10 protein-coding genes and 2 pseudogenes are annotated in these 9,258 nt (G+C 68.4%); 8 read left to right on the top strand and 4 right to left on the bottom strand.

Going from position 1 to position 9,258, the window contains the following annotated elements; translation table 11 throughout:
• Positions 1 to 101: 101 nt before the first annotated feature.
• Entirely contained in the window at positions 102 to 734 is a 633-nt protein-coding gene (locus tag DLJ47_RS37260; RefSeq protein WP_233258089.1) for a golvesin C-terminal-like domain-containing protein, read from the top strand.
• Between the two features lie 609 nt (positions 735 to 1,343).
• Here the strand turns inward: DLJ47_RS37260 and DLJ47_RS29990 are convergent.
• Positions 1,344 to 1,973, bottom strand: a complete 630-nt coding sequence (locus tag DLJ47_RS29990; protein ID WP_109905027.1) for an adenylate kinase family protein — start codon at positions 1,971 to 1,973, stop codon at positions 1,344 to 1,346.
• 234 nt (positions 1,974 to 2,207) lie between these two features.
• Here DLJ47_RS29990 and DLJ47_RS29995 point away from each other — a divergent pair, with 234 nt between their 5' ends.
• Entirely contained in the window at positions 2,208 to 2,894 is a 687-nt protein-coding gene (locus DLJ47_RS29995) for a DUF1963 domain-containing protein (RefSeq protein ID WP_233258091.1), read from the top strand.
• Positions 2,895 to 3,033: 139 nt separating this feature from the next.
• Positions 3,034 to 3,162 carry a hypothetical protein gene (locus DLJ47_RS37560; RefSeq protein WP_255562356.1) on the top strand — a complete coding sequence of 43 codons (129 nt, stop codon included), beginning with the start codon at positions 3,034 to 3,036 and terminating at the stop codon, positions 3,160 to 3,162.
• Between the two features lie 425 nt (positions 3,163 to 3,587).
• Here the strand turns inward: DLJ47_RS37560 and DLJ47_RS37980 are convergent, their stop codons facing one another.
• The 3 genes and pseudogenes from DLJ47_RS37980 to DLJ47_RS30005 all read right to left on the bottom strand — a co-directional run bounded on the left by DLJ47_RS37980 (position 3,588) and on the right by DLJ47_RS30005 (position 4,521).
• Positions 3,588 to 3,716 carry a hypothetical protein gene (locus tag DLJ47_RS37980; RefSeq protein WP_446723617.1) on the bottom strand — a complete coding sequence of 43 codons (129 nt, stop codon included), beginning with the start codon at positions 3,714 to 3,716 and terminating at the stop codon, positions 3,588 to 3,590.
• A gap of 70 nt (positions 3,717 to 3,786) precedes the next feature.
• Positions 3,787 to 3,954: pseudogene (locus tag DLJ47_RS37810) on the bottom strand (excisionase family DNA-binding protein); the annotation flags it as partial.
• A 3-nt stretch (positions 3,955 to 3,957) separates the two neighbouring features.
• The gene (locus DLJ47_RS30005) at positions 3,958 to 4,521 is read right to left on the bottom strand and encodes a TetR/AcrR family transcriptional regulator (RefSeq protein WP_109905031.1); all 564 of its coding nucleotides are present in this window, start codon (positions 4,519 to 4,521) and stop codon (positions 3,958 to 3,960) included.
• Positions 4,522 to 4,620: 99 nt separating this feature from the next.
• On the opposite strand from DLJ47_RS30005, the gene DLJ47_RS30010 reads away from it, so the two are divergent.
• The 5 genes and pseudogenes from DLJ47_RS30010 to DLJ47_RS30030 all read left to right on the top strand — a co-directional run bounded on the left by DLJ47_RS30010 (position 4,621) and on the right by DLJ47_RS30030 (position 9,148).
• The gene (locus tag DLJ47_RS30010; protein WP_109905033.1) at positions 4,621 to 4,977 is read left to right on the top strand and encodes a nuclear transport factor 2 family protein; all 357 of its coding nucleotides are present in this window, start codon (positions 4,621 to 4,623) and stop codon (positions 4,975 to 4,977) included.
• 468 nt (positions 4,978 to 5,445) lie between these two features.
• Positions 5,446 to 7,581: an MMPL family transporter gene (locus DLJ47_RS30020; RefSeq protein ID WP_109905035.1), complete on the top strand. Its 2,136-nt coding sequence runs from the start codon at positions 5,446 to 5,448 to the stop codon at positions 7,579 to 7,581.
• Between the two features lie 99 nt (positions 7,582 to 7,680).
• A complete protein-coding gene (locus DLJ47_RS36455; RefSeq protein ID WP_199236063.1) occupies positions 7,681 to 7,875 on the top strand; it encodes a hypothetical protein in 195 nt (64 codons plus the stop codon).
• Positions 7,848 to 8,210, top strand: a pseudogene (locus tag DLJ47_RS30025) (hypothetical protein); the annotation flags it as partial. The gene DLJ47_RS36455 and the pseudogene DLJ47_RS30025, both read left to right, overlap by 28 nt.
• Before the next feature lie 455 nt (positions 8,211 to 8,665).
• Complete coding sequence (locus DLJ47_RS30030) at positions 8,666 to 9,148, top strand: hypothetical protein (RefSeq protein WP_146228227.1); 483 nt, start codon at positions 8,666 to 8,668, stop codon at positions 9,146 to 9,148.
• Positions 9,149 to 9,258: the final 110 nt, after the last annotated feature.

The following is a 9,258-nucleotide window of genomic DNA, read 5'->3' on the forward strand; positions in this document are numbered from 1 at the left end:
CAACCACCGACGCCGCCACTCCGCACTCGGCTACCTCAGCCCCGCCAACTACGAACAAACCCTGCAACCGACTACGCTGCACCAGATCGCGGCATAACCCGGTGTCCACATCCCGGGGGGAACCTCACTGGCACACCGGCAGCCTGGCCGGCACCTACACCCTGCTGGTCAAGAGCTACCAGGGCATGAGCTGGGCGGCGCTGTTCAACCAGCGCGACGACCCCTCCGGCCTCAACTACGGCGACATCGACAGCGCGCTGTGGGCCGCCTCCCGTCAGGTGACCAGCTGGCCGACGCACAACCTCTGGTCGACGTACTTCAGCCCGTGGAGTGCGGTGGTGGACAACACCACGGCCGGCCGCTTCACCGCCAGCACCAACTGGACCGTCGCGTCCAGCCTCGCCGGCCGGTACGGCACCAACTACCGCCGGGCCGCCCCGGTCGCCGTCAGCGACGTCGCCTGGTACAAGGTGGACATCCCCGAGACCGGCACCTACCGGGTCGACGTCTGGTACCCGGCGTCCACCGGCAACAGCGCCGCCACCCCGTACATCGTGGCCACCTCGACGGGCAACAAGACCGTACACGTCGACCAGCGGAGCAACGGCGGGAAGTGGCGCTCCCTGGGCACCTTCACCCTCGTCAAGGGCGACGCCAACAAGGTCGGTGTGAGCCGGTGGACCTCGGGCACCGGCTACGTGGTCGCGGACGCCGTACGGGTCACCCGGGTCTGAGCACCGCCGCCGGGCGGACCGGCGTGGCCCGCGGTGGGCCGGCCGACGGGCGTGGGCCGGCAGCAGGCGCCGAGGCGCAGGCCACCAGGCGGATCGGTGGAGGTGAGACCGGTCAAGCTGCCGTCGGGGACGTTGCGCAGCTGGTCAACAAGCTGGAACCGTGCGACAAGTCGACGTACTACAAAACACGGCCCAGCAGCGCGCTTTAAGCCCGACCCTTGCCTGAGTCGCCGGTGGTTCGTAGGTTCAGGTCGGCCGCTTTGCGGATCCGCCCTCAGCGCGAGCGGCCTCGAAGTCCGGCGTTGGCCGGCCGGGCTTGCCGAGCGCGGTTGTCCCCACGGTGCTTCGGTCGAGGAGGACGGCAGGGTGGACATGTCGTGGGCTGCTACGTCCCCAGCGTCTGGGCAGTTCGTTCCGACTGAGCGGTCGGGTGTCGCTGGGCTTGCAGAGCGGTTCGATGAACTACGCGCCCAGGGGCAGGGCTACCTCGAGGTCCGGGGCGACCAGCTTCGGGACTGCGCCTCTTGCGTCGTAACTCTTCGGCATATCCGAATAGGTCGTTGGACGGCCCCGTGGCTGTTGTGTTCGGCTGGCGGGCATCCCGTCGGGTCATGCGAGTGCCTTGGCGGTGATCTCGGTCGGTGTGAGGGTGGCGTCGATGGAGGTCAGCTTGCCCATTGCGTGGTAGTGGCGGAGTGTGGCTGCTGCGGCTGGTCGGTAGGACTGCAGGCCCGCGGTGATGCGGTCAGGGTCGTCGTGGCGTTGGACTGGTTCGCCTCCGCAGCGGTCGCAGGCGTTGGGGCGCGTGGGAACGACGAGTTCGGTGTGCCAGGTTCGGGCGCAGTTGCGGCAGGTGCGGCGGCCGATCAGGCGGCGTAGGACTTCTGCATCGGGTAGGACGAGGTCGATTACTCGGTCGATGGGTGTGCCGAGCTCGGCCAACAGGGCGTCGAGCGCCACCGTGGTGACGGCGTGGTTGGGGAAGCCGTCGAGAACGAAGCCGGCGGTGACGTCGGGCTGGGTGAGGCGGTCGCGGATGATGGACAGGAGTGTCTGGTCCGGTACGAGTTCACCGGCGTTCATGTGCCGTAGGGCCTGGCGCGCGGCTGGGGTGTTCGCCCTCATCTCGGTCTGGACGGCATCCGCCAGACTGATGGAGGGAACGCCGAGACGCGCGGCGATGGTGCCGGCGATGGTCTCCCGGTCGGAGCCGGGTGGCCCGAGAATGGCCAGGCGCATCGGCGGAGCCTATCGCTGTAGCGGCGGATCGTGAGGGTGTCGAGTCGCGACCCAGAGTTGCAGCTTTAGTCGGTCCTTGGCCCGTGACCCCTCCGACGGCTTCGACGGTGTCGACTCGTGGGCTCACTCAATCAGTCTCGGCACACTGTCATGCCGAGGAGAGTGCGTGGGCATCGCCCAACTCAGGCCATGGAAGACTTGGCGGCCATGGACCTTTCCCCCGATGTCCAGGCGATGGTTCGCCGCCGGCTGGTACCAGAGGCCGCGGAGAGCTTCCTTACCCTGGCCCGGCCGTCGGTCGGATTCACCGTACGGACCGGAGCGCCGACGAGCGGCAGCACGATTGGCGGCGTGCCACGTACTACACCGTTCGTGTGGCCCGTCTACCGGAGAGAGCCAATGCTGCTGCTGGCACAGGTGGACTGCGCACAGGTGAGCCCGATGCTAGGCGCGGAGTGGCCGTTTCCGACCCAGGGATACCTGCTGTTCTTCCACGACGACGAGTTCTCCGCGCCGTTCAACTTTGAGCAGGGCGACGACGGTTGCCAGGTGCTGCACGTCCCGGCCGGGTCCGGGGCCGAGGCGATCGCCACCATCCCAGCCCTGGCGTTGGATGCCGCCTCGATGCCGTCTCTGCCCAACTTGCGAGACGATGCCGACAAGGCGCTAGGCATCGACATTATCGAGCTGATCGACCTCTTGGAGGAGCTTCAGCCGTTGCTGCCTGAACCCCGGCACCGCCTGCTCGGCTACTGCGACACGGACACGCCCCACCCGCAGGGGCACCGCCCTCTCCTGCAGGTGGAGGCCGAGCAGGGTACGGCGTGGGGCGAAATCGTCAACGTCTCCTTCTGGATCCCCGACGCCGACCTGCGCGCTGGCCGGCTGGACCGCGTCCGCCGCTCCTTCGAGGTGGCCTGAGCAGCGGCCCGATGGCTGACGGCAGCGTCAACGACCGGTCCGAGGCTGGCGTCGTTTCGGTCCTGAGCTGGCCCATGATCACGTGCACTGATCTGCCGCCGACAGGCGCGGCGATCGTGAACCTGCTTGCAATCGACCGGTGCGGCTGCAGGAGTCAGCGCTGGTGCCAGCCGTCAAGATGCTGGGCTGGCAGCTCACGATCCTGACGTCGGCCGCCCGGCGCAAGGGCGGTTCGGGGGAGCAGGTTGGGAGCGGCTGGGTGCATTGAACGGCATTGAACTACGTCCAACGGCTTCGGATGGCATGAAACTGCACCCACACCTACCTGCGGCTCCACGTTTCCGCAGGTTAGAGTCGGTGCAGCGTCCTGCTTCACACCGAAGAGGTCACTGGTTCGATCCCAGTATCGCCCACGCAGGTAGAAGGCCATTCCCACCTATTGGGGTGGCCTTTTGCTGCCCGTACAGCAGCCCGCTCATTGCGCGAGTGAATCGCCGAGGCGCTTGAGTGCGTCACGGGTCGCCTTCGATGAGACCTGGGTGTAGATCTCCATCGTTACGGCGAAGCGTGCGTGCCGGAGGACCGGCATGGCGACTCGCGGGTGGGCGTTGAGGTCGGCCAGGAGCGTGGCGCAGGTGCGGCGGGCGTCGTGGACGGTGATCGGCTGACCTTGGCCTTCTCGCACCTCGTCTGTCAGGAGCGTTGGAAGTTGCGCGGCTCGATGGGTGTGCCATAGCGGGTGGTGAATACCAGTTCGTTCTCGTGCCACGCCTTGCCGGCGACTGCTCGTGCCTCGTCGCGCTGTTCTTGTCTGAGCTTCATCGCGGTGAGGCAGATGTCCGGTAGGGGGAGGGTGGCAATCCTTCGCCGTTGGCTCGGGCGGGTGCGGGCGTCAGGCGGCCTCCTGGCGATCGACCCGTTCGCGGATGTAGTCGTCGACCCATTCGGGGAGGATGCGGCGGTACTTGCCGTCCTTGATGGAGCGCAGCTCGCCGGTGGCGATTTTCATCTTGACCTTGGAGATGCCGAAGGCGAGCAGTACGGCGACCTCGGCGGGGGATTACTAACGCGTCGAGTACGCGTTGAGGAGTAGATCCAACTCCCGGCGGAGCTCGGCTTTCGCCGTAGGGTCGCGCGCGAGCAACAGGCCCGCCTCGCAGAGCGCCCCGACCAGCAGGTGGGTGCGGGCCTCGATATTGCCCCCGCTCGCGTTCTCCAGGCCGCGGCGCAGCAGGGCGACGAGGTAGTCGTCCTCGATGCGGCGGACCTCCTGCCAGCCGAGGACCGCCGGTCCGTCCAGCAGGATAATCTGCCGCACGGCCGGGTCGAGGCAGGCGTCGAGAAACGCGGCGCAGCCGGCCCGGATGGCCTGCCAGGGGTCGGCCGTCCCGCCGGCCGCGGCGGTCAGCCGCTCCACGAGCCGCTGTTCCTCGCGTACGAAGACCGCCCGGAACAGTCCGATCTTCCCGTCGAAGTGGTGGTACACCGCTCCCTTGGTGACCCCGGCGGTACGCGCGACGTCGTCGATGGAGGTGGCCGAGTAGCCGTCGCGGCCGAACAGCCCGGCCGCCGTCTCCACCAGTCCCGAGGTCGTGGCCTCCGTCCGCTCCGCCTGCGTACGCCGCATCCCTGCTCCCTCCACTTGACATCACATACTACGGGTACGTAACTTCCAAACCGCAAGTACGTACCTGGAGTACGTATCTTCCTAGCCGAGGAGGTGGCTATGCCTGACTTCGTCGAGCGGTGGGCGGCGGCCTGGGGTGACCCCACGCCGGAGAAGATCCGCACCCTGACCGATCCGGACATCGTGATGACCTGGCCGGGTCTGGCGGAGCCGATTCGCGGGGCCGACGCCTGGGTGAGCCGGGTCGCCGGAACCCTCCAGCGCTTCCCCGACCTGCGGCTCGAGGTGACGGACCACGCCCAGCGCGACGACCTGCTGTTCATCAGCTGGCGGGCCCGGGCGACCGTCGCCGGTGCCGCCATCGAATGGCAGGGCATCGACCGGATGCGGATGCGCGACGGCGTCGTGACGGAATCCCTGGTCGCGTTCGACACCGCGCCGCTTCGCGCCGGATAGTCGCAACGCCGCGCGGTCCTTGCCGAGCTGGGGCGGCACGACGAGGGGCCGCCCGGGTCGAAGGAGGAAGCGGTGGGGTGGTCGAAGAAGTTCGTCGACATCTTCATCGACGCCGGGCTCGACGTGGAGGTCGACGTCCGCCGGGCGTACGAGGGGCCGAAGGCGCTCTGATGTACGCGGGGAGCCGGCTGTGGTGGCCGGCTCCCCTGCCCCATTCGTCAGCAAGTACATCAACACCATCTTCAGCAAGCCCGGGATGCCGCCCTCGGACGACGACAACCGCTGACTGCTCGCGTACCTGAGCAGCTGAGACTCACGCGACCCGCGTTTTCTCCAGCGTCCGAAAGGATTGCCCTGTGGCGGTACGCTGCCACACGGGGTAGCGAAGGCTGCTCGGTAGCGTGACGAGCGGGCGCGTAGGGGCCGGCCCCCGGACGTCGGTCAGGCCGAACAGACGGGGGATTCCACATGTTCGAGCGGCTGGGCAGATTCGTCGTACGCAGGGCGTGGTGGGTGATTGCCGGCTGGCTGCTCGCCGCGCTCGCCATCATCTTCACCGCACCGTCGCTGGGCGACATCACCTCCGCCGATCAGGAGACCTTCCTGCCCCGCTCCTACGAGTCCGTGCAGGCCACCGAGCTCGGACAGAAGGCATTTCCGCAGGCGGCCACCGCGACCGTGATCGTCGTGGTCAAACGCGCCGACGGGCAGCCGCTCACCCCGGCGGACGAGGCGAAGGTGGGCCAGCTCGCCCAGTCGCTCAAGGCCAAGAACATCCCGCACACGTCCGGCTACCTGACCGGCCCGCAGGCGGTGGCGCCGGACAAGTCGGTGCAGGTGGTCAACGTCGGGCTCGACGCTCCCGCCCCGGACGACCCGGCGCTGCTCGACGCCGTACGCGATCTGCGGGCGGCCATCGGCCCAGAGCTGGCGGACAGCGGGCTGACCGCGGGTGTGGCTGGCGACGTGGCGAGCTTCGTCGACAACGAGGACACCTTCAACGAAGCCTTCTCCGTGGTCGGCATCGCGACGATCATCCTGATCATCGGACTGATCCTGATCATCTTCCGCAGCCCCATCGCCGCGCTGCTGCCCATCGTGGTCATCAGCGTCGTCATGAGCGTCACGACCGGGCTGGTCGCCGCCGCGGGTAAGGCATTCGATCTCACCGTCAGCCAGGATCTGCAGACGATCCTGCTGATCGTGCTGTTCGGCATCGGCACCGACTACGTTCTGTTCCTGCTCTTCCGCTACCGCGAGCGGCTGCGGGCCGGTGACGACAAGCGCACTGCGATGATCGTCTCCGTCCGGCGGGTCGGCGAGGTCATCACGTCGGCCGCGGGAGCGGTCATCGTCGCGTTCCTCGTGCTGCTCCTCGCCTCCCTGGGCTTCTTCGGCTCGCTCGGCCCGGCGCTGGCCATCGCCGTCGGCGTCATGCTGGTCACCTCGCTCACGCTCATCCCGGCGGTCGTCTCGCTGCTCGGCCGGTTCGTCTTCTGGCCGTCCAAGGCGTGGCAGCGCCCGCCCAAGGCCACTATGTCGCACCGGCTCGGCAGCCTCATCGGGCGCCGGCCGGCGCTCGTCGCGGCGGCATCCGGCGCCCTGCTGGTCGCGCTCGCCGCGGGCGTGCTGGGCTACAAGTCCGATTACGACTTCAGCGCCGGCTTCCCGCAGGACACCGAGTCGGCGAAGGCCGCGCAGGATCTGCAGCGCGGGTTCGCCGCCGGTGCGCTCGCCCCCACCGAGGTCTACCTGACCACCGGCAACGGGACGCCGCTGACCGACCAACAGGTCAGCGAGTTCGCGGCGGCCGCGGCGAAGGCCCCAGGGGTGGCTCAGGCGCAGCCTCCGCAGCGCGGCAGCGACCCGAGCGTGGCCCGGGTCAACCTGCTGCTCAACGAGAATCCGGTCTCCAACGAGGCGATCACGCTCGTCCGCGAGGACCTGCGCGACGCCGTGCACGCGGCCGCTCCAGCCGGCACCAAGGCGCTGGTCGGCGGGACCACCGCGATCTTCGCGGACATCAACTCGGCGAACAACCGCGACCTGTCGGTGATCCTGCCGGTGGCGGCCGGCCTGATCGCGCTCATCCTCGCGTTGCTGCTGCGGAGCCTGGTCGCGCCGATCTACCTCGTGATCGCGGTGCTGCTGAACTTCGCCGCCACGCTGGGCGCCACGGTCTACCTCTTCCAAGGGGTGCAGGGGGAGCCTGGCGTCACCTTCCAGCTGCCGATCATCCTCTACCTGTTCGTGGTGGCGATCGGCACCGACTACAACATCCTGATGATCGCCCGATTGCGTGAGGAGGCACGGGAGGGCAACGAGCCGCGCCAGGCCGCCGCCATCGGCGTCGAACACGCCGGGCCGACGGTCGCCGCGGCGGGCCTGATCCTCGCCGGTACGTTCGCGGTGCTGATGCTCGCGCCGATTTCGTTCCTGCAGCAGATGGGTTTCGCCGTGGCGATCGGAATCGTGTTGTCGGCGTTCGTCATGTCGATGTTCTTCGTCCCCGCCCTGACCGCGCTGATCGGACACAAGGCGTGGTGGCCGGGGCACGGGGACGAGCGACCGGCCGGCGGGCGGCACGCCGCCCCGACGCCCTGACGCCGAGGGTTTGACGCAGCCGTATCTTCTGACGGTATGCGCCACGCCTGTTCCAACTCCGCCCGGGCTGCAGGCGCTGTCGGCGTATGCGTCGGCCTCTTGCCGCAGGCCTTGGTCATCCTGCGCGTCGGGTGGGGGCCGACGGGCAATGACAACGTCGGCGAGTGGTACGTCACCCTGGCGTTCCTGGGTGCCTGCCCAGCACTGGTCAGCGCCGTGGTCGCCGTGGTCCTGGTGCGGACCAGACTGCGGGCGGTGGGCACGATGCAGCCCGAGCCGGCACCACCACCTTGACTTTCCGCGGCGACGGGAAACCCGGCGAGGACCAACTGCTCGACGACTTCGGCGATGAGCAGCGGACAGCAGCCGGGGAGAACGCGTTCGGGTTGGCCGCAATGGGCTCGGCAAACGAAATCTGTGCCGACGTGTGGATTCCCGGGTTCGCGGGCGCGCCGGCGGATGCCCGCCCACGCACCGGTGCTGGTCCCAGGACGGTACGCGGCGGTGCAGCAGACCTCTACCCGTGGCAGGGCTGTGACGAATGGCTGCTGCTGCTCGCCGCCACCCGGTATGAACACGCGCAGTTCACCGCGGTCCGCCCGGCCGCACCACTGCCACCTCGCAATTAGCCAGAGCCGTCGAACGAGACGGATCACCGCAACGTCCGCTCATGCCGCTGACAGGCGCGGCGTCCGTGAATGTGCTTCGCAGTCGACCGGTGCGGCTGCAGGAGTCAGCGCTGGTGCCAGCCGCCAAGCTGCTGGGCTGGCAGCTCACGATCCCGACCTCGGCCGCCCGATGCGAGGCCCGTTCGGGGAGCACGCTCATGCCGATGATGGTGCGTTCCCGTCGGCCCGTCGACTCTGCAGGCGAACTCGCAGGGGTTGCCACGGTAGGCCACCGCTCGGGTGGCTCGTAGCATGACAGCGTGCGACCTCTCGGGCCGGTTCGTGTCGCTGGGGCTGTGGTGGACATCGCGGTCCCGTCGGGGTCGGGGCGCATGGCGGGGGTCAGCATGGCCGGGTTCCGCGGTCGAGCGGAGGGTCCAGTCGAGCTTCAGGTGGTCCCGTACCCGGCACTCACGGTGTTCATCGATTTCGGCGACGCGCTGCTCGTCGATGACGCCAGCGGTGAGCGGAAGCGAGGCAGCGTCGTCGTCGGCCTGGCCTCGGGCAGCGTTCGAGGGTGCGGGCGCGATGCCGACCTTCTGCAGGTACGGCTTTCGCCGGTGGTCGCGCACGCGGTGCTGGATGCCTCGTCTGAGTTGGGCGCGACCGTGGTCGCCCTCGAGGATCTCTGGGGGCGCGACGCCGAGCGAACCCAGGAGCAACTGCGCGCTGCTGGGTCGTGGGATGACCGGTTCGCGGTCATGGAGGCCGCGCTCGCTCGGCGACATGAGGCAGGCCGGGCGGTGGATCCAGAGGTTGCCTTCATCTGGGGGCAGATGGTGACGAGCCGGGGGCGGGTTCGGGTCGAGCGACTGGCGGCCGAGGTGGGATGGAGCCGTAAGCGGCTGTGGTCCCGGTTCCGGTCCCAGATCGGTCTTACGCCTAAGAAAGTGTTGTGATACCTCGGCGTGATCTTCGTTGGCCGTGTCGGTGAAGATCGTGTCTGTGTCGTTGTGTCTGTAAACCGGCGTACGAGTCCTCTCTGACCGATCCGCAATGGGCGGTGAGA

This window comes from Micromonospora sp. S4605, from assembly GCF_003176715.1.
In the GTDB taxonomy this organism is placed as follows: domain Bacteria; phylum Actinomycetota; class Actinomycetes; order Mycobacteriales; family Micromonosporaceae; genus Micromonospora; species Micromonospora echinaurantiaca.

Bases quoted from the DNA above. Each gene is read 5' to 3' on its own strand.
- DLJ47_RS29990 (WP_109905027.1), bottom strand. From the start codon at position 1,973: ATGCGCCTGGCCATTCTCGGGCCACCCGGCTCCGACCGGGAGACCATC.
- DLJ47_RS29995 (WP_233258091.1), top strand. From the start codon at position 2,208: ATGGTTCGCCGCCGGCTGGTACCAGAGGCCGCGGAGAGCTTCCTTACC.
- DLJ47_RS37980 (WP_446723617.1), bottom strand. From the start codon at position 3,716: ATGAAGCTCAGACAAGAACAGCGCGACGAGGCACGAGCAGTCGCCGGC.
- DLJ47_RS30005 (WP_109905031.1), bottom strand. From the start codon at position 4,521: ATGCGGCGTACGCAGGCGGAGCGGACGGAGGCCACGACCTCGGGACTG.
- DLJ47_RS30010 (WP_109905033.1), top strand. From the start codon at position 4,621: ATGCCTGACTTCGTCGAGCGGTGGGCGGCGGCCTGGGGTGACCCCACG.
- DLJ47_RS30020 (WP_109905035.1), top strand. From the start codon at position 5,446: ATGTTCGAGCGGCTGGGCAGATTCGTCGTACGCAGGGCGTGGTGGGTG.